18 protein-coding genes are annotated in these 19,486 nt (G+C 53.3%); 11 read left to right on the forward strand and 7 right to left on the reverse strand.

Going from position 1 to position 19,486, the window contains the following annotated elements; translation table 11 throughout:
* Entirely contained in the window at nt 1–351 is a 351-nt protein-coding gene (locus tag AC6I8T_RS01710) for an MmcQ/YjbR family DNA-binding protein (protein ID WP_021184091.1), read from the forward strand.
* Here AC6I8T_RS01710 and AC6I8T_RS01715 read toward each other — a convergent pair.
* Both AC6I8T_RS01715 and uvrA read right to left on the reverse strand, forming a co-directional pair.
* Nucleotides 348–1,412, reverse strand: coding sequence for an NAD(P)-dependent alcohol dehydrogenase (locus AC6I8T_RS01715; RefSeq protein ID WP_208724614.1), 1,065 nt, complete (start codon nt 1,410–1,412; stop codon nt 348–350). The genes AC6I8T_RS01710 and AC6I8T_RS01715 overlap by 4 nt on opposite strands.
* Nucleotides 1,413–1,633: 221 nt before the next feature.
* Nucleotides 1,634–4,462, reverse strand: coding sequence for an excinuclease ABC subunit UvrA (gene uvrA, locus AC6I8T_RS01720; RefSeq protein ID WP_021184093.1), 2,829 nt, complete (start codon nt 4,460–4,462; stop codon nt 1,634–1,636).
* 214 nt (nt 4,463–4,676) lie between these two features.
* Here uvrA and ssb1 point away from each other — a divergent pair, with 214 nt between their 5' ends.
* Nucleotides 4,677–5,216 (forward strand): single-stranded DNA-binding protein, encoded by a 540-nt coding sequence (ssb1, locus tag AC6I8T_RS01725; RefSeq protein ID WP_208724615.1) that lies wholly within the window; start codon nt 4,677–4,679, stop codon nt 5,214–5,216.
* A gap of 81 nt (nt 5,217–5,297) precedes the next feature.
* Here ssb1 and AC6I8T_RS01730 read toward each other — a convergent pair whose 3' ends face one another.
* Nucleotides 5,298–6,683, reverse strand: coding sequence for an amino acid permease (locus AC6I8T_RS01730; RefSeq protein ID WP_497833451.1), 1,386 nt, complete (start codon nt 6,681–6,683; stop codon nt 5,298–5,300).
* 391 nt (nt 6,684–7,074) lie between these two features.
* On the opposite strand from AC6I8T_RS01730, the gene AC6I8T_RS01735 reads away from it, so the two are divergent.
* Nucleotides 7,075–8,205 carry an SMP-30/gluconolactonase/LRE family protein gene (locus tag AC6I8T_RS01735; RefSeq protein WP_497829918.1) on the forward strand — a complete coding sequence of 377 codons (1,131 nt, stop codon included), beginning with the start codon at nt 7,075–7,077 and terminating at the stop codon, nt 8,203–8,205.
* On the opposite strand, the gene AC6I8T_RS01740 is transcribed toward AC6I8T_RS01735, so the two are convergent.
* A complete protein-coding gene (locus tag AC6I8T_RS01740; RefSeq protein ID WP_021184097.1) occupies nt 8,195–8,734 on the reverse strand; it encodes an isochorismatase family protein in 540 nt (179 codons plus the stop codon). The two genes, AC6I8T_RS01735 and AC6I8T_RS01740, sit on opposite strands and share 11 nt — an antisense overlap.
* Nucleotides 8,735–8,863: 129 nt before the next feature.
* On the opposite strand from AC6I8T_RS01740, the gene AC6I8T_RS01745 reads away from it, so the two are divergent.
* Together AC6I8T_RS01745 and AC6I8T_RS01750 are read left to right on the forward strand one after the other, a co-directional pair.
* Nucleotides 8,864–9,694, forward strand: coding sequence for an AraC family transcriptional regulator (locus tag AC6I8T_RS01745; protein ID WP_208724618.1), 831 nt, complete (start codon nt 8,864–8,866; stop codon nt 9,692–9,694).
* Between the two features lie 73 nt (nt 9,695–9,767).
* Nucleotides 9,768–10,727 carry a DMT family transporter gene (locus tag AC6I8T_RS01750; RefSeq protein WP_021184099.1) on the forward strand — a complete coding sequence of 320 codons (960 nt, stop codon included), beginning with the start codon at nt 9,768–9,770 and terminating at the stop codon, nt 10,725–10,727.
* Nucleotides 10,728–11,645: 918 nt separating this feature from the next.
* On the opposite strand, the gene AC6I8T_RS01755 is transcribed toward AC6I8T_RS01750, so the two are convergent.
* Nucleotides 11,646–12,041, reverse strand: a complete 396-nt coding sequence (locus AC6I8T_RS01755) for a transposase (RefSeq protein WP_021184101.1) — start codon at nt 12,039–12,041, stop codon at nt 11,646–11,648.
* A gap of 526 nt (nt 12,042–12,567) precedes the next feature.
* Here AC6I8T_RS01755 and AC6I8T_RS01760 point away from each other — a divergent pair.
* Nucleotides 12,568–13,824 carry an MATE family efflux transporter gene (locus AC6I8T_RS01760; protein WP_021184102.1) on the forward strand — a complete coding sequence of 419 codons (1,257 nt, stop codon included), beginning with the start codon at nt 12,568–12,570 and terminating at the stop codon, nt 13,822–13,824.
* Between the two features lie 8 nt (nt 13,825–13,832).
* Nucleotides 13,833–14,783 carry an ATP-grasp fold amidoligase family protein gene (locus AC6I8T_RS01765; protein ID WP_021184103.1) on the forward strand — a complete coding sequence of 317 codons (951 nt, stop codon included), beginning with the start codon at nt 13,833–13,835 and terminating at the stop codon, nt 14,781–14,783.
* A 54-nt stretch (nt 14,784–14,837) separates the two neighbouring features.
* On the opposite strand, the gene AC6I8T_RS01770 is transcribed toward AC6I8T_RS01765, so the two are convergent.
* The gene (locus AC6I8T_RS01770; RefSeq protein ID WP_013507511.1) at nt 14,838–15,119 is read right to left on the reverse strand and encodes a YjcB family protein; all 282 of its coding nucleotides are present in this window, start codon (nt 15,117–15,119) and stop codon (nt 14,838–14,840) included.
* A gap of 300 nt (nt 15,120–15,419) precedes the next feature.
* Between AC6I8T_RS01770 and AC6I8T_RS01775 the strand changes: the two genes are divergently transcribed.
* Complete coding sequence (locus tag AC6I8T_RS01775) at nt 15,420–15,938, forward strand: hypothetical protein (protein ID WP_497833452.1); 519 nt, start codon at nt 15,420–15,422, stop codon at nt 15,936–15,938.
* Between the two features lie 79 nt (nt 15,939–16,017).
* Here AC6I8T_RS01775 and soxS read toward each other — a convergent pair whose 3' ends face one another.
* Entirely contained in the window at nt 16,018–16,446 is a 429-nt protein-coding gene (gene soxS, locus AC6I8T_RS01780; protein WP_021184105.1) for a superoxide response transcriptional regulator SoxS, read from the reverse strand.
* An 83-nt stretch (nt 16,447–16,529) separates the two neighbouring features.
* Between soxS and soxR the strand changes: the two genes are divergently transcribed.
* The 3 genes from soxR to AC6I8T_RS01795 all read left to right on the forward strand — a co-directional run bounded on the left by soxR (nt 16,530) and on the right by AC6I8T_RS01795 (nt 19,424).
* Nucleotides 16,530–17,006 (forward strand): redox-sensitive transcriptional activator SoxR, encoded by a 477-nt coding sequence (gene soxR, locus AC6I8T_RS01785; RefSeq protein WP_013507513.1) that lies wholly within the window; start codon nt 16,530–16,532, stop codon nt 17,004–17,006.
* 49 nt (nt 17,007–17,055) lie between these two features.
* Nucleotides 17,056–17,721, forward strand: a complete 666-nt coding sequence (locus AC6I8T_RS01790) for a glutathione S-transferase family protein (RefSeq protein ID WP_208725482.1) — start codon at nt 17,056–17,058, stop codon at nt 17,719–17,721.
* 353 nt (nt 17,722–18,074) lie between these two features.
* Nucleotides 18,075–19,424, forward strand: a complete 1,350-nt coding sequence (locus AC6I8T_RS01795; protein ID WP_497833453.1) for an NCS2 family permease — start codon at nt 18,075–18,077, stop codon at nt 19,422–19,424.
* The last annotated feature ends 62 nt before the right edge of the window (nt 19,425–19,486 follow it).

The following is a 19,486-nucleotide window of genomic DNA, read 5'->3' on the forward strand; positions in this document are numbered from 1 at the left end:
ATGAACACTTCGGATTTACTGACATATTGCATGAGCAAGCCGGGCGCAGAGCAGAGTGTGCACAGTGACTGGAAAGCCACGCAGATCAAAAGCGAGGGGATTTTATTTGCGATGGTGCATGAGGTAAAAGGGCGTCCGGCGGTTTCGTTGAAAGCCACCCCGGCACTGGCCGATTTATTGCGTGAAGAACATAGTGATGTGTTTCCCAGCGAGCATCTGAACAAGTCCCACTGGAGCACCCTGTGGCTGGACGGTTCGCTGAAAGATTCGCAGATTTACTACCTGGTGGATGCTTCCTGGCAACAGGCTGACGCCACACGCGCGGCGGGCGTCAGCCATGATGAGGATTAAGCGACAGCTTCCTCACGCAGGGTGTTGATATCAATTACAAAACGGTATTTCACGTCGCTTTTCAGCATACGCTCATAGGCTTCGTTGATTTGGTTCATGGCGATCAGTTCGATATCGGAAGTGATACCGTGCTTGCCGCAGAAATCCAGCATTTCCTGGGTTTCAGCGATACCGCCAATCAGCGAGCCAGCGATGCTGCGACGTTTGAAGATCAGGTTAAACACCTGCGGTGCCGGGTGATCGTGCTCCGGTGCGCCCACCAGCGTCATGTTGCCATCGCGCTTCAGCAGGGCAATAAACGGGTTGAGATCGTGCTGCGCCGCCACGGTGTTCAGGATGAAGTCAAAGCTGTTGAGGTGCTGGGCCATCTGATCCGCGTCCTTCGAGATCACCACTTCGTCAGCGCCAAGGCGTTTGCCGTCTTCAATTTTTGACGGTGACGTGGTGAACAGCACCACATGTGCGCCCATAGCATGCGCCAGCTTCACACCCATATGACCGAGACCACCAAGGCCGACGATACCGACTTTCTGGCCCGGACCCACGTTCCAGTGACGCAGCGGTGAGTAGGTGGTGATACCGGCACACAGCAGCGGTGCAACACCTGCCAGGTCGAGGTTTTCCGGTACACGCAGCACAAAGCTTTCATCCACAACCATGCTGGTGGAGTAGCCGCCATAGGTGATGGCTTTGGTTTCGCGATCTTCACCGTTGTAGGTGCCAACAAAACCGTTTTCACAGTACTGCTCCAGACCTTCCTGGCAGCTCGGACAGCTACGGCAGGAGTCGACCATACAGCCCACGCCGACCAGATCACCCACTTTGTATTTATGAGTGTGTGCGCCTACCGCCGTCACGCGGCCAACGATTTCATGGCCTGGTACGACCGGGAAAATGGTGTTTTTCCATTCGTTACGCGCAGTATGAAGGTCAGAGTGGCAGACGCCGCAGTACAACACTTCAATCTGCACATCATGAGCGCGCAGCTCGCGAGGCTTATAGTCGAACGGAGCGAGTTTAGATTTCGCGTCCTGTGCGGCATAGGCATGCGTAATATTCATGGTGTCTCCAGTTAAGATGTGTCGTGAGTTTTTGCGGGGATCCTCTCCGTAAACGGAAGGGATAAAGGCGCTTGAGTACGCCTAAAAGGAACTGTGTAAGGATAGTCACCTGATGGGAAAGCGTATATGCCTGAAGATGTCTGATTCTTGCCTGTTTCTGCATTTCTCTGCGGAATCTGGCAGAAAGAATCAGGCCCGCAATCGCGGGCCTGAGAGAGAAATTACTTTTTTAACATTGGTTTAAGGAAGCGTGCCGTATGTGATTTTTCACATTCCGCCACGGTTTCTGGCGTACCTGCCACCAGGATTTCGCCGCCGCCGCTGCCGCCTTCGGGGCCGAGATCGACGATCCAGTCAGCCGTTTTGATCACGTCGAGGTTGTGCTCAATCACCACGATGGTATTGCCCTGATCGCGCAACTGATGCAGCACTTCCAGCAGTTGCTGGATATCAGCAAAGTGCAGGCCCGTAGTCGGCTCATCAAGGATGTACAACGTCTGGCCGGTACCGCGTTTCGACAGCTCACGCGCCAGCTTCACGCGCTGCGCTTCACCGCCGGACAGCGTGGTGGCAGACTGGCCGAGGCGGATATAGGACAAGCCCACGTCCATCAGGGTTTGCAGCTTACGCGCCAGCGCTGGCACCGCATCAAAGAAGTCACGCGCTTCTTCGATGGTCATCTCCAGCACTTCATGGATGCTTTTGCCTTTGTATTTAATCTCCAGCGTTTCACGGTTATAACGTTTGCCTTTGCACTGATCGCAGGGGACGTAAATATCCGGCAGGAAGTGCATTTCAACCTTGATCACCCCATCGCCCTGGCAGGCTTCACAACGTCCACCACGCACGTTAAAGCTGAAGCGGCCCGGATTATAGCCACGCGAGCGCGACTCCGGCACACCGGCAAACAGTTCGCGCACCGGGGTGAAGATGCCGGTATAGGTCGCGGGGTTGGAACGCGGTGTACGACCGATCGGGCTTTGATCGATATCGATCACTTTGTCGAAATGTTCCAGACCGGCGATCTCGCGATAGGGTGCCGGTTCACCGCTGGTGGCACCGTTTAACTGGCGCTGAGCAATCGGGAACAGGGTATCGTTAATCAGTGTCGATTTACCGGAACCTGACACGCCAGTGATGCAGGTAAACAGACCGACCGGCACCGTCAGGGTCACGTCTTTCAGGTTGTTGCCGCGCGCCCCGGTCAACTTCAGCACCTTGGCGGGATCGCCTTTAACGCGTTCTTTCGGCACGGCAATTTCACGTTTGCCGCTCAGGTACTGGCCGGTAAGAGAATCTTCATGCGCCATGATGGCGTTGACGTCACCTTCCGCCACCACCTGGCCGCCATGCACCCCGGCGCCGGGGCCGATATCGATGATATGGTCGGCGGCACGAATCGCATCTTCATCGTGCTCCACCACAATCACCGTATTGCCGAGATCACGCAGGTGAATCAGCGTACTCAGCAGACGTTCGTTGTCGCGCTGATGCAGACCAATCGACGGTTCATCCAGTACGTACATCACCCCCACCAGACCCGCACCGATCTGGCTCGCCAGACGGATACGCTGTGCTTCACCGCCGGACAACGTCTCAGCAGAGCGCGACATGGAAAGATAATTCAGCCCGACGTTGACGAGGAAGCTCAGACGATCGCCAATCTCTTTCAGGACTTTTTCTGCAATTTTGGCGCGCTGGCCGCTCAGTTTGAGATCGCGGAAGAAATCCATTGCGTGGCCGATGCTCATGTCAGAGATGGTCGGCAGGTTGGTGTTTTCCACAAAGACGTGGCGCGCTTCACGGCGCAGACGGGTGCCCTCACAGCTGGCGCAGGCGCGGTTGCTGATAAATTTCGCCAGCTCCTCGCGCACCGCATTGGATTCCGTCTCTTTATAGCGGCGCTCCATATTGTGTAGCACGCCTTCAAACGGATGGCGGCGCACTGAGGTATCGCCACGGTCGTTGATGTATTTGAATTCGATGCTTTCTTTGCCAGAACCGTACAGAATCACCTGCTGTGCTTTGTCGCTCAGGCTGTTAAACGGTGCTTCGACATCGAAATCCAGATGCTCAGACAGCGAACGCAGCATCTGGAAATAGTAGAAATTACGGCGATCCCAGCCGCGAATCGCACCACCCGCCAGCGACAGCTCCGGGTTTTGAACTACACGATCGGGATCGAAATATTGCTGCACACCGAGGCCGTCACAGGTTGGACAGGCACCCGCCGGGTTATTGAACGAGAACAGGCGCGGTTCGAGTTCGCGCATGCTGTAGCCGCACACCGGGCAGGCAAAGTTGGCGGAGAACAGCATCTCTTCGGCGCTGTTGTCATCCATATCAGCGACAATCGCCGTGCCACCGCTTAATTCCAACGCGGTTTCGAACGATTCGGCTAAACGTGTCGCGAGGTCGTCACGGACGCGGAAGCGGTCAATCACCACCTCGATAGTATGCTTCTTCTGGAGTTCCAGCTTTGGCGGATCGGAGAGATCACAGACTTCACCATCGATACGGGCGCGGATATACCCCTGCGAGGCAAGGTTCTCCAGCGTTTTGGTGTGCTCGCCTTTACGATCCTTCACCACCGGAGCCAGCAACATCAGGCGACGGCCTTCTTCCTGTGCCAGCACCTGATCGACCATCTGGCTAACGGTTTGCGCCGCCAGGGTGACGTCATGATCCGGGCAGCGCGGCTCGCCAACACGGGCAAACAGCAAACGCAGATAGTCGTGGATTTCGGTAATGGTGCCGACCGTCGAGCGCGGGTTATGGGACGTGGATTTTTGCTCAATAGAGATGGCGGGCGAGAGACCTTCGATATGGTCAACGTCCGGCTTCTCCATTAAGGAAAGAAACTGGCGCGCATAGGCAGAGAGCGACTCCACATAGCGACGCTGACCTTCCGCGTACAGCGTATCAAACGCCAGAGAGGATTTACCGGAGCCTGACAGGCCGGTAACCACAATGAGTTTGTCGCGAGGGATGATCAGGTTGATGTTTTTCAAATTATGGGTGCGGGCACCACGAACTTCGATCTTATCCATTCACCTTTCCCGGATTAGCAGCACTCGCCGCGCCTTGCCGACGGCGGCCAGAAGAAACGCGTATTATGGCATAAAAAATAAACTGAATAAATATCCAGTATTTTGTGTTTTGATTGTGTATTCTGGAAGCCAGCTCGAAAGTGGGAACCGCGATCCAGACGTGCTAGAATTGATCGTTTAGTATTGACGCATTAACTCATCGGGAGACAGCAACATGGCCAGTCGTGGCGTTAACAAAGTGATTCTTGTCGGGAATCTGGGTCAGGATCCGGAAGTACGTTATATGCCAAATGGTGGCGCAGTTGCCAACATTACGCTGGCTACGTCAGAAAGCTGGCGTGACAAACAAACCGGTGAAAACAAAGAGATCACCGAATGGCACCGCGTAGTGCTGTTTGGCAAACTGGCGGAAGTGGCCGGTGAATACCTGCGTAAAGGTTCACAGGTCTACATTGAAGGCCAGCTGCGCACCCGTAAATGGCAGGACCAGGGCGGCCAGGATCGTTACACCACCGAGATCGTGGTAAACGTGGGCGGCACCATGCAGATGCTGGGTGGTCGTCAGCAGGGCGCCAGCACCGGCGGAGCACCGATGGGCGGCCAGAGTGGCGGCAACAACAACGGTTGGGGTCAACCACAGCAGCCGCAGGGCGGCAACCAGTTCAGCGGCGGCGCGCAACAGCGTCCACAGCAGCAGAGCGCACCAGCGAACAACGAACCGCCGATGGATTTTGACGACGATATTCCGTTCTAAGATCGGAACACATTCAGACAGATTTTCGAAAGAGGCCGCAGGGCCTCTTTTTTATTTCATGCATTGCCGTGCCAAGGACATTCAGTTGGCCGCTATCTTCTGATGCTGTGCTTCTGTGTTGCTCTTTTTTCTTAACCGATAGCTGACGGCCAGCACCTGCAGCCAAACGGGGATCAGCCAGACTGAAATCTCGATGCCAGGCGTCATAAACATAATCACCAGAATTCCGGCCAGGAACAGCAGACACAGGATATTGGTCAGTGGGTAGCCCAGGCTGGGGAAATGGGTTTTCTGTTTGGTGATACGCATGGCGCGGCGGAATTTCAGATGGGTGATACTGATCATCGCCCAGTTGATGACGAGTGCAGAGACCACCAGCGACATCAGCAGCTCGAAGGCTTTGCCCGGCATGAGGTAGTTAAGCAGCACACACAACGCAGTAACCAGCGCTGAGACGCTGAGGGCGTTAAAAGGAATACCGCGCCGATTAACTTTTAACAATGAGGCGGGAGCGTTCCCCTGTTTCGCCAGACCAAACAACATGCGGCTGTTGCTGAACACACAGCTGTTATAAACGGAAAGCGCAGCAGAAAGCACGACGGCGTTGAGCAACGTCGCGACCAGATTACTGTCAAGTGCGTGGAAAATCAGGACGAACGGGCTACCCCCTTCCACCACTTTCTGCCACGGGTAGAGCGACAACAACACCGCCAGCGCGCCAACATAGAACAGCAGGATGCGATAGATAACCTGGTTTGTGGCTTTCGGAATGCTTTTCTGCGGATTGTCGGCCTCGGCGGCAGTAATGCCGATCAGCTCCAGACCACCGAATGAGAACATGATTACGGCCATTGCCATCACCAGTCCCTTGATTCCGTTAGGGAAGAACCCTCCATGCTGCCACAGATTTGCGACGCTCGCCTCGGGACCTCCGTGTCCGCTGGCGAGCAGCCAGGCACCAAAACCGATCATGCCGACAATCGCCGCGACTTTGATGATTGAAAACCAGAATTCGACCTCGCCATAAATTTTCACGTTGGCCATATTGATGGCATTGATCACGACAAAGAACACCCCGGCGGACACCCAGGTCGGGATTTCCGGCCACCAGTATTGGACGTAAATACCGACCGCGGTCAGCTCTGCCATGCTGACCAGTACGTAAAGCACCCAATAATTCCATCCCGCTACGAAGCCCGCAAAATTGCCCCAGTATTGGTTGGCAAAATGGCTAAACGAGCCAGCAACCGGTTCGTGAACCACCATCTCGCCGAGCTGGCGCATAATAAAGAAGGCGATCACGCCAGCAATCGCATAGCCCAGCAGGACCGACGGACCTGCCATTTTTATGGTTTGCGCAATGCCAAGAAACAGCCCGGTACCGATTGCGCCTCCCAGCGCAATCAGTTGAATATGGCGATTTTTCAAGCCTCTGTGCAGCTGACTTTCTGACTGATGGTTGCCCATGTCTACTCCCGCAGGTATCAATATTTATCTACATGGGATTAGCAATTCCTGGGCCAATGGGGGGATGCTTTTCGGAAAGTGATACTTAACGTCATGATAAAAAAGAATAATTATTTTATGGGTAAATTCACGGTCCGTGCATTAATTGCGCAAAAATTAATTGATTTGTGCTTTTTAGAGTAAATCTGTGCAAGCAGTGAGCGTTAAGCGTCTTTTTTATGACTGACGTGAACCAAAAAGGTGCATGGTGGCGTGCAAGTTAGCTCCCCGGATTGAATGCTGGCTTTAACCTTTTGCCACATTCCTCCCGGCGTGGCACAAAAAGCCGTTCATCCCCACGGCGGCTTCGCCATCCTGTCAGGCCTAACACAATGGCGCAGAAGGAGCGTGAGTGAACCTCAATCGCCGTACATTTTTGCTGGCGCTGGGCGCGCTGGGCGTAGCGCGCAATGTTCAGGCTTTTACGGCTGAAGATCCCTTGCCACTGGAGCGGGTGGTCGTTTCGCCGTGGATGGCGAATCAGGTGGCGTTAACCCGCGGTAATCTGCTGTTTCTTGGCCTGCCACGCTATGCCAAAGATAAACCGACACCTTCCCTGGCGCGACGCGAGACGGATGGCAGTTTGCGACCTTTCCCTGGCAATGGCTGGAATGAGTGGCAGCCGGGTAAAGATGGGCGCAATGCGTTTGTTTACCTTAACTCGGTACATATTTTTGCTGATGATACGGTGTGGTGTGTTGATCAGGGGTCGCTCAGTGCCGGTGTTTTTTCAGCAAAAGATGCGGTGCCACAACCCGGCGCGCAAAAGTTGGTGCAGTTGGATGCACATAGCGGCGAAATCCTGCAAATTCTGCGGTTTGACGAACGCATCCTGCCGCCAGGCGCGCAGATGAACGACCTGCGTTTTCACGGCAACGCGTTGTACATTACCGATTCCGGTCTGGGTGGCATCATTGTACACGACATGGTCAGTGGCAAAACGCTGCGTCGTTTGTCGGCTACCCCGGTGGTGAAGGCGTCGGATAAAGCGCCACCGGCGATGTTGTCTGGCATCAAAGGCAGCAAAACCTTCCATCCGCCCAATAGCGATATGATTGAAATCACCGCCGACGGTAACTGGCTTTACTGGGCGGCACCAACCGGGCCGCTTTATCGCGTGGAAACCCGTTGGCTGCAAAGTGATCTGCCTGATGAAGACATCCTGCCCCATGTTGAGCAGGTGTATGACAACAACTTCTCGGGGGGCTGCTGCATGGATTCGGCGGGCAATGTGTACTTCTCGGAAACCGTTACCCACAACATTCGGGTGTTGGCACCGTCCGGTGAAACGCGCGTCATTGCCAGTGATGTGCGGTTGTTACGGCCAGACGGCACGTTTATCAGCGCCGATCGTCAGCTTTATATTCCGGTTAAACAGCCGCTGGCAGCGCAACCGGGCGCGGCTGCGCATTTTGCCATTTATAAGCTGGCGTTGCCCGATCAGTTTCAGGGCCTCAACCTGGGCGGCCCGATTACGGGTTAACCGTCTCTGGCTGCCAGATAGCCAGCAGCTCTGCGGTCGGTCGTACCTGCACCGGGTTGCCCGGCAGGATCAGATCGGCCCAGACTTCATTATGTTGGTTGATCAGTTGCTGCGCGGTTGCCCAGGTACGATCGGCTGTGGTGTGCGCGTCGGCGGCGACGGTGATGCGATAACCCAGGCTGGCACCCACTTTGAGGGTGGTATCGACGCAATAATCAGTCGCACAACCACAGATGACAAAAGACGAAATGTCTTGCTGTTCCAGCTGCGCCGCCAGCTCGGTCTGCCAGAAGCCGTCACAGGCAGTTTTATTGACGTAAAGGGCGTGAGCCGGTTGGTGTAGCTCAGGCACAATCTGCCAGGCTTCGCTGTTCAGCTCCAGACCCGGACCGACGTGCTGGATAAAAATGACCTGATCAGCGGCGGCAATGAGCTGATTAATCCGCGCGCAACGTCCTGCCCGATCGAAACGCGGCGTTGCCAGCACCCCGTTTTGCATGTCCACCACCATCACTACCTTGCTTCCCATGATCGCCTCCTTTTATATGCCTGGGCGTCAGTGTCGCGCTGAACTTCCTCACAGGCAAAACAAATCTGTTTTGCATTTTGCCCGTCTTACGGGGCATGCTGGTGATCTTCTTTACGATGGAGGTGTGTCGTGTCAGTGGTTCCTGCAATCTTCCCGTGCGAGCGTGACCGCGCGCAATTCCAGCAATTTTCCGAGCTGCCGGGCATTGAATTGTATCAGGCGCATATCTCCCGTTATGCCTTTGAGCCGCACACCCATGAAGCGTTTGGCATTGGCACCATTGAGTCGGGTGCACAACGCTTCCGCTATCGTGGCACCCACTACACCGCTCCCGAGCATTCGTTGGTGATGATGAATCCGGATGAGCTACACACCGGCGAATCCGCCTGTGAAGAGGGCTGGCGTTACCGCATGATTTACATCCATCCGGATGAGATGGACAGGCTGACCGGCGATCGCAACTGGTGGTTCAGTGAAGCGCTGCGCACCGATGCTCGTCTGGCACAGCCGTTTTCGCTGCGGCTGGCGGCTTTGTGGCAGGCTGAAACCGCGCTGGAACGCGAGGGATTGTTGGTGGAATTGCTGGAGTTGATGCGTCCATTGGCGCATCGCGGGCAATCCCGACCGGTGGAAGGAGCGCACCGTTTTGATTCGGTGAAAACGTATCTGCGAGAAAATCTCGCTGAACCGGTCAGGCTGGATGAACTGGCCGCGCTGGCGGGGTTGTCGCCGTGGCATTTTCTACGCAGTTTCCGCCAGCAGTTTCATGTCACACCACATCAGATGTTGATGGCATTCCGGCTTTATGACGCCAAGTTGCGGCTGGCACAAGGCGAAAGTGCGGCCTCGGTTGCAGCAGCCGTTGGCTTAACCGATCAGGCACATCTGACGCGTGCCTTTGCGCATCGCTATGGCATCACCCCTGGCCGTTATCAAAAACAGGTCTGGCCCGCACGCTAACCGCAATCTGCTACAAGCTTTTGCTGCTGCGTTCCGCCACACTGCGCCGGAATATCTTAATCAGGAAAAGATTATGTTGGCTGGAGTTCTGTTTGCGCTGGCGGCGGGATTGATGTGGGGGCTGATCTTTGTCGGGCCGCTGCTGGTGCCGGATTATCCCGGCACGTTGCAATCCGCCGGGCGCTATGTTGCTTTTGGTTTGATCGCCTTGCCGCTTGCCTGGCTGGATCGTCGTCGCTTGCGTCAACTGGCGCGCCAGGATTGGATTGAGGCGTTAAAGCTGTCGCTGGTGGGCAATCTGATGTATTACGCCTTTCTCGCCACCGCCATTCAGCGTACCGGCGCACCGGTAGCAACAATGATTATTGGCACCTTACCGGTGGTGATGTCGGTCACGGCTAACCTGTGTTACGGGCATCTGGAAGGGCGATTGCCCTGGCGACGGTTGATGCCTGCCTTGCTGATCATTGCCCTGGGATTGGTATGCGTCAATGCTGCGGAGTTGCAGGCACAGGGAGCAACGCTGGACTGGCCGCGCTATCTCTCCGGCCTGTTGTTGGCGGTGATGGCGGTGGGCTGTTGGACCTGGTACCCGCTACGTAATGCGCGTTGGCTGCGTAACCATCCGCAGCATAAACCCGGCAGTTGGGCGACTGCGCAAGGCCTGGTGACGTTACCCCTGGCAGTGGTGTTTTATCTGCTGGTGTGCGGACAGATCCACTGGCAACAACCTGATTTCGCGTTACCTTTTGGCCCGCAGCCTGAGGTTTTCCTGCTGTTGATGCTGGCGATAGGGTTGCTGTGCTCATGGCTCGGAACGCTGTGCTGGAATGCGGCCAGCCAGCGCCTGCCCACGGTCATTATGGGGCCGTTAATTGTGTTCGAAACCCTGTCTGGCTTGTTCTGGACTTTCCTGTGGCGACAAAGCTGGCCGCCGTTGCTGACCGCCATCGGTATCTGCTGTTTGATTATTGGCGTCATCTCGGCAATGCGTATCAAGCCGCAGCCGGTGGTAACTTCACTGGAAATTTAAGCGTAAAACGATGCCAGCCACGGGTGCTGGCATCCTGATTTGCCCCTGATTTTAAGATTATGACCAGCCAGAAATCCTGCCACTTTTGCCTTATCTGTTCTTAAGCCATACCGCGTTATAACCATTTCCTGGGCCACCAGGCAGGTTTTCAGCGCGAAACGTCATATCTGACGCCAGGCCGGCAGGGACGAGTGGATAAAATTCTCCCTGTTCTGGGGGGAAGACGCGGTGATTCGCGGGCAAAATGGGCCGTTTTGGCGGCTGAATGGTCGCTAAACAGGCATTAAACAACCGGGCCAGGTCTCTTTTTATTGCGCTCTGGCACTGAAAACCCCCTGCCGGAACCATCATTTCCTCAAGGTGTTGCTGTCTGGCTGAGACTCTTCCGCCGTGCATGTGACCGAGATTGGTTAAGTGCGGCGATGAATAGTGACGTGATATTAACTCATCCGGTATGGCTAATTGCGTTATTGTTTAGCGATGATAACGTTTCTCTTCAGGCTGATTCCTGGTATGAGTACGCCATCGGCACATGGAACTGCGGATAATATGATCACCCCCAGATAACGATAGATCCACTTAAAAGAAGAGTGGGTGTGAGAGGGATTCTGGCCTGTTGTTCATCGATGCTAAACAAAAATACCTGTTTCTGGCGCAGAGTATTAATGTTGATAAAGTAATAATGAAAGCCCCAATCTCACCTGAATGAGATTGGGAGGGACGTAAATAGCTTGAAACGCGAGACTTTTGCTGATGTGAATCAATTTTACCGCAAAAAAAGAAGTAATTTCTTGATGTTATTCATCAGGAAATAATGGTGCGAATTGTTATGTCACGAACGCCGAATTAAATGATCTTCATCTCTTCTGGTAAGAACAAATCTCAGCATTAAGTCAAATAACAACGGCCTTAATGTTGTTAGCGATTTTCTGTACCTGACGGGTAGTGGTAAACGCTGCGGCTAATATCCAGCAAGCGGCAACTGCGACGTGTGCCTATGTCGAAGGTGGTTTGCAGAAAGTTAACAGCCTGGCGTTTTTCATTGGTGGTGAAGAAATTTTTCAGCACGCTTTGCAGCATCTCCTTATCAGAGCTGAGTGTCTGCAACTCGCGGGTGAGTGTTTGAAGTTTGTCTTCTAACTCTTTGATTTTTCTTCCCTCCTCAGAAGAGAGTCCAGAGAATTTTTTCTTCCAGCTATAGAAAGTGGCTTCGGAAATGCCAAGCTCCTCACAAATCTCCCTGACTTTCACTCCTGTTTCAGAAGCTTTAATGGCATTTGTGATTTGCTCTTCGCTATATCGTGACTTTCTCATAAATGCTATTACCTTTCTTATCAATTAGTGGATGAGAATTACTGTATTAATATCTGGTACTGCAAAAACACTATTAATGCAGTATTAAAGTGCGCGATTAGAATTGCGAGGGTTAAATTAAGATATTTAGAATAAATATCATCATGGGATAAGTCTTATTTTATTCTGATTGCCATTGAACGCCTTCCTGGTGTTGAGTTTTTGATATAGATTCATTTCATCCCAAATGCGGAAAAATTATACATTCATCGGAAAAACGGCATAACCTGCTTGCAAAAACGCCAGGATATGCCAGTAGCTTTTTGGTCAATATTTTGACTGAAATCGGTTACATCCACAGGGTTTCGCGCCGGATTTAATCAGAATTATCCTGAATTCATTGTCTGAATCCTGACGCGAGTCCTCTTTTTCGGACCAGCATGGTTTGAAGATATTAATTTAAGTCAGGCCCAATTAGCGCTTGTTTAATTCTTTCAAGGACGTTGTACCGAAAGTAGTTGCAGTAAGTAATACTAAGGACGAGTTGATGAAATTAAGCGTAATGTCAAATGCCGCCTGGATGATGTCTGAGAAGATCGTCTCGGTTTTCGGCGTCATATTTGTGACTTCCTATGTGGCAAAATCCTTCGGCCCGACGGTGTTCGGCCAAATGGCGTTTTCCACCTCACTGTTTTCTATGGTGCAGACCGTAGCGATGTTTGGCACCGAAACGATACTGTTCAAAACCATCAGCAAAAGTGAGCCAAAAGGTGTGCGCCTGATGAACGTGGCACGCACGTTGCGATTTGCGCTCCTGGTATTGACCTCGGTGCCGGTGTTGATTTGGGTCTGGTACAACATGCAGGAAAACTTTCTTGCGTTTGCGCTGGCTTCGTTCATCGCTTCGGTATTCGTTACCCAGGACACGTTCAGCGTGTATAACAACGCGCGTCTGGCTTCACGGCTCAATACCATTGCCAACTCAATCGGTCTGCTGCTGGGTTTTTCACTCAGTTTCGCCATTGCCTGGTTCCGGCTCAACCCCATCTGGCTGACCTTATCGATTGTGGTGGTGACGTTGGTTCCCTACGCCATCAAACGCTACAACTTCTACCGTGAAAACCAGGAGCAGGCACCTGCACGCAGCAAACGCGGCGCTTATCTGCGTTATCTGCTGTATGCCGGTTTACCGTTGGCGATCTCCAGCATTTTTATTTCGGTACAGGTGAAAACTGCGCAGATGTTTCTGGTGGGTATCGCCTCGGCGCGTGAGCTTGGCTTGTTCGCCGCCGCCAACACCATATCGGCCTCATGGACCTTCATTCCATTGGCCATTATCACCTCCAGCTTTTCAGAGATTTTCAGGGAGCGCGGCAGCGTTGCTATCAAGCTGACGGCGCGCCTGAACGGTTATGTTTTGGGTGTTTCATTGCTCTTGTTACTTGTCATCGCCTTATACGGCGAAAAAATCATCATTGCTTTGTATGGTCACGAATACACGCAGTCAGGAAGTCTGATTACCGTGTTGTCGATAGCGTCCAGCTTCTCCGCAATGGGAACCGTGGCGTACCGCTACATGGTCAAGGAAGGAGGGTTTAACTATCTGCTCAGAAAAATTATCTGCTTGATGGCGATCAGCCTGCCGCTCTCGTGGTGGCTTATTCAGGGCTACGGCATCATGGGGGCCGCCTGGAGCGTCTTCATTACTGAACTTCTGTCCCTTACGGTGATGAATTACTTCTTCAGAAATGGCGCCATTTTTAAGATTCAAGTTTCCTCGCTCAACTACAAAACCTACAAATGAGGTTAGATATGCTCAAGTTGAAAGATGAACTCAGACGAAGTGTGCGGTATTTCATCAAAAAAATGCCCTGGGCTTACCAGGACCGTCTGTACTACTTCCGTAGGTTTCGTCGGTTACCCAATTTGCGTCAGCCCAAAGTGTTTAATGAGAAGGTGCTGTATCGCAAGTTTGTCTATGGCGATTACCAGAACTATGGTCGCCTGTCGGATAAATACTCGGTGCGTGATTACGTTGCTGAGAAGGTGGGCAGCGAATATCTGATCCCGCTGGTGTATGAAACCAGCGATCCTCATTCACTGCATACCCTGTCGAGCTGGAAAAATACGGTCATCAAACCGAACCACGGTTCGAATATGGTCGAAATCCTGTTGGAAGAGCCAGATGCGCTGAAGAAACAGCAGATCATCAGTAAATGCCAAACCTGGTTGAAAAAAGACTATGCGGATGAAGCGCGCGAGATCCACTACCGCTATATCAAACCGCGCATTCTGGTAGAAAAATACATTGGTGATGGGAAAAACGCGCCCATTGATTACAAGTTCCATATGTTTAATAAACGTGATGGCAACTTTGAATATGTGCTTCAGGTGATTTACAACCGATGTAGGCCGTTGTTATCCATGAACTTTTACGTTAACAATTTAGACGAGGCGTATCACAAGATTCGCGATACCGGCCTGGATATCTCGCCGCAAATGGCCGCGTTACAGCACGCGTTAGTCTTGAGCAAGAAGCTGGCAAGTGATTTCGATTATGTGCGCGTTGACTGGTATATCCACGAGCAGCAGGTTTTCTTTGGTGAGCTGACCTTTACGCCTGGCGCGGGGATGGTCACCGGGCTGGATCGTGGACTTAATCAGATGATGGGTGATATGTGGATTCAGGACCGTCTTGGTGCACAGACACCCGACGGAACGGTGGAGGATGTCAACATCCCGGCCGTATTGAAGAAAATTTGAAATCACACAGCAAAATAAAAAACCCCGCAACGCGGGGTTTTTTATGGGTAGCGATTAAGGCATTGGCCAGTCAGCAGGCGTCTGGCTCATCACCTCAACAAAGGCATTTTTGGAGATTTCCATAAAGTTATGCAGATTCTCCATACTGAGGGTGATCCCCATCAGGCCAGTGACAAACCAGCAGGACATACCCAGGCCGATTCCGCCGCACATCAGCGCCATCACATGGTGGCTGTTCTGACGAAAACGAATTTTCAGGGTGCTGGCGAAAAACATCATTACTGCGCTCAGCAATTCCCAGCGCATAACGATAAGACTGGTGGTTAAAGTAGCCATCTGCAACGAACCTCTATGAATCAGTAACATCCCTGACATTCATCGGACATCACTGGCGGCAGAGAAGGAAGGTCAGGGAGGCCCTTCAGGCCGTCGAACTACGCATTAAACTGTGACTTGGGTCACATTATATCATCCGATTTGAAAGTTTGAACAAAATTTATACCTGGTATGGTAGAAAAAAATTTATCGATGCAGCTAGAGGATTCGCGCGATAAATCGCGCCGCAACGACAGCATGCGGAAATTTATGGCGTAGCCACGGATTTATCGCGCACGTATCGGCAGCGTAAGGAAATTTATGGCGTTGCCACGGACTTATCGCGCACGTATCGGCAGCGTAAGGAAATTTATGGCGTTGCCACGGACTTATCGCGCTCGTATCGACAGCGTGCGGAAATTTATGGCGTTGCCACGGATTTATCGCGCACGTATCGGCAGCGTAAGGAAATTTATGGCGTTGCCACGGACTTATCGCGCACGTATCCGCAGCGTAAGGAAATTTATGGCGTTGCCACGGACTTATCGCGCACGTATCGACAGCGTGCGGAAATTTATGGCGTTGCCACGGACTTATCGCGCACGTATCGACAGCGTGCGGAAATTTATGGCGTTGCCACGGATTTATCGCGCACGTATCGGCAGCATGCGGAAATTTATGGCGTTGCCACGGATTTATCGCGCACGTATCGGCAGCGTAAGGAAATTTATGGCGTTGCCACGGACTTATCGCGCACGTATCGGCAGCGTGCGGAAATTTATGGCGTTGCCACGGATTTATCGCGCACGTATCGGCAGCATGCGGAAATTTATGGCGTAGCCACGGATTTGTAGCGGCGCGATTTATCGCGCACGAATAGACAGGGCAGGGAGCGCCCGCGCGGGGCGCGCAGGCAAGGTTAGCGAACCGGGCAGCACTCGCCGGTAGTACGCTGGGTAAAGCTGGCCATATTCTCGTTGCAATCAAAGCTCACCAGACGTGGGCGCTGAATCATCGCCTGGCGACGCATGGTATGGCGATACGCGGTGGGCGTTTGCGAGAACTGACGGCGAAACACGCGGGAAAAGGTTTGCTGTGAGTCGTAGCCGTACTGCATAGCGATATCAAATACCGGACGTTGTGTCTGACGCAGAGCCTCAGCGGCCAGCGTTAAGCGGCGTTCGCGAATATAACCGCCCAGCGTTTGTTTCGTCACGGTACGGAACATACGTTGCAGGTGCCATTTGGAATAACCTGATTTCGCCGCTACTTCATCAATCGACAGAGTTTTATCCAGATTCTGATCGATCCAGTGAGTCAGTGAATGAATGATTTCCTCTTGCATCATAACCACATCCTTCTGAGTAGAGATTCGAAGTTTCAATGGGGAGCGAGTATAATTCCTCAAGTTAACTTGAGGTAAAGAGCGAAATGAAAAAAGAACGCAACTACCCGAAACCGGTGCTGACGCCGGGTGAAGTGGCGAAGCGCAGCGGTGTGGCGGTGTCGGCTTTGCACTTTTACGAAACCAAAGGATTGATCTCCAGTACGCGTAATAACGGCAACCAACGGCGTTACAGCCGTGATGTGCTACGCCGCGTGGCGATCATTAAAATTGCGCAGCGCATTGGTATTCCCCTCGCCACGGTCAGCGACAGTCTGATGCATGTGCCGGCTAACAAGCGCATGTCGACCCAGGAATGGGATGCGCTGACGCAGCACTGGCGTGAGGAACTGGATAAACGCATCGAAACCCTGACGCGGCTGCGTAACGATCTTGATGGCTGTATCGGCTGTGGTTGCCTGTCAATGCGTGACTGTCCATTGCGTAACCCTGGCGACCGTTTGGGCGAGCAAGGTTCAGGGGCGGTTTTGCTCGATCCGCAACAGGACGAGCAGAAACGCTGAGGCGACATCATCTATACTTGCTGGTCCAACCATTGGTCAGGAAGCCATGATGATCACTGTTCACCATCTTGAAAATTCTCGTTCACATCGGGTGCTGTGGCTGCTGGAAGAGCTGTCAGTGCCTTATCAGATCAAACGTTACCAACGTGAAGGCACCCTGCTGGCGCCCGAGTCGTTGAAGAAAGTCCATCCGTTGGGGAAATCTCCGGTGATCACCGATGGCAATCGCGTGATCGCGGAATCTGGCGCAATCCTGGAGTATCTGGCCGACAAATATGACGCCGAATATCGATTAAAGCTGTCCGATGAAGATGCGCAAATTGCGGCGCGTTACTGGCTGCATTACGCCGAGGGGTCGTTGATGCCCCTGCTGGTGATGAAACTGGTGTTCGGGCAGTTGGGTAAAAAACCGGTGCCCTGGCTGTTGCGCCCGGCCGGTAAGGCTCTGAGCGCCGGGATCCAGAAAGCCTGGCTGAACAAGCAGTTGAGATTACATGGGGATGTGATTGAACAGCACCTGAGTCAGCACCCTTACTTCGCCGGTAATCGTTTTAGCATCGCCGATATTCAGATGAGTTTTCCGCTGCTGGCGATGCGTGCGCGTACCGGCCTGCGTGATATGCCTGCCAGTCAGCACTGGCTGGAAGGGCTGGAACAACGCGCCGCCTGGCAGCGGGCGATTGAGCAGGGTGGCCCGATCAATTTCAGCCAATAATCATGTTGCGCAACCCGGCTATCATTTGGTTGCGCAACAAAAATGCGCATAAAAATTCCTATAATTTCCAGTCTGTTCCACTGAAACTCGCGCACGCCGGGGCAGCGAAACTACGTTGCATTTCTGTTATGCAATGAGGATTATCCTGTATCGATGCAGATTAGCAGTTGAAAATCTCAGGCCAATCACCGGATAATCGTTTGCCTTTTTTCTGAGTTCCCCCTTTTACGACCAGAAATACGCGACTACGTAAACGTTTGCGTTGTTTCTCCGTTGGAGAAACGTGCACCAGGATGGCAGGCAAACGTCAGTCGTGCGGCCACTCACAACAGCAAAAATTCAGAGGATTAATTATGTCTGGCGAATCTCGCCCGGCCAGTGGAAAACTGGACGGCTGGTTCAATATTTCAGCACGCGGCAGTAGCGTGCGTCAGGAAGTGCTGGCGGGCTTAACCACCTTCCTGGCGATGGTCTACTCCGTCATTGTGGTACCGGGTATGCTCGGCAAAGCGGGCTTCTCACCGACCGCGGTATTCGTCGCTACCTGCCTGGTGGCGAGTTTCGGTTCGATCATCATGGGGTTGTGGGCCAACCTGCCGATGGCGATTGGCTGCGCTATCTCGCTGACGGCGTTTACCGCCTTTAGCCTGGTGCTAGGTCAGCACATCAGCGTGCCGGTGGCGCTTGGTGCGGTGTTCCTGATGGGGCTGCTGTTCACCCTGATCTCGGTGACCGGCATCCGAGCATGGATTCTGCGCAACCTGCCAATGGGCGTAGCGCATGGTACCGGCATCGGTATTGGCCTGTTTCTGTTGCTGATCGCGGCTGACAGCGTTGGCCTGGTGGTGAAAAACCCGGCGGCGGGTTTGCCGGTTGAACTGGGCCACTTCGCCTCCTTCCCGGTGATTATGGCGCTGGTGGGTCTGGCGGCGATCTTCGGGCTGGAGAAGCGCCGTGTCCCTGGCGGCATTTTGCTGACCATTGTGGCGATCTCGATTGTCGGACTGATTTTTGATCCGGCAGTGAAATATCAGGGGCTGTTTGCCATGCCGAGCCTGAAAGATGCCAGCGGTCAGTCGCTGGTGTTCAGCCTCGATATCATGGGCGCGCTCAAACCCGCGGTGCTGCCGACGGTGCTGGCGCTGGTGATGACGGCGGTGTTTGATGCTACCGGCACCATCCGGGCGGTGGCCGGCCAGGCTAATCTGCTGGATAAAGACGGCCAGATCATCAATGGTGGCCGCGCCCTGACCACCGACTCTGTCAGCAGCCTGTTTGCCGGTCTGCTGGGCGCTTCCCCGGCGGCGGTCTATATCGAATCGGCGGCCGGTACGGCGGCGGGCGGTAAAACCGGTCTGACGGCGGTGGTAGTGGGTCTGTTGTTCATGGTGATTCTGTTTATGTCGCCGCTGGCGTATCTGGTGCCGGCGTATGCTACTGCTCCGGCGCTGATGTATGTCGGTCTGCTTATGCTCGGCAACGTGGCGAAAATCGATTTCAATGATTTCGTTGATGCCATGTCCGGCCTGCTGACGGCGGTGTTTATCGTGCTGACCTGCAACATCGTCACCGGCATTATGCTCGGCTTCGCGGCATTGGTGATTGGTCGCCTGTTTGCCGGTGAGTGGCGCAAGCTGAATATCGGTACGGTGGTGATTGCTGTGGCATTGGTGGCTTTCTACGCCGGTGGCTGGGCCATCTGACCTGAAATTTTCCTGAAATCCGAATTATTCGCTTTCCTTGTACTGCCGCACGTCGGGTTTTC

The organism is Pantoea sp. X-Soil-OKNW-556, assembly GCF_059730695.1.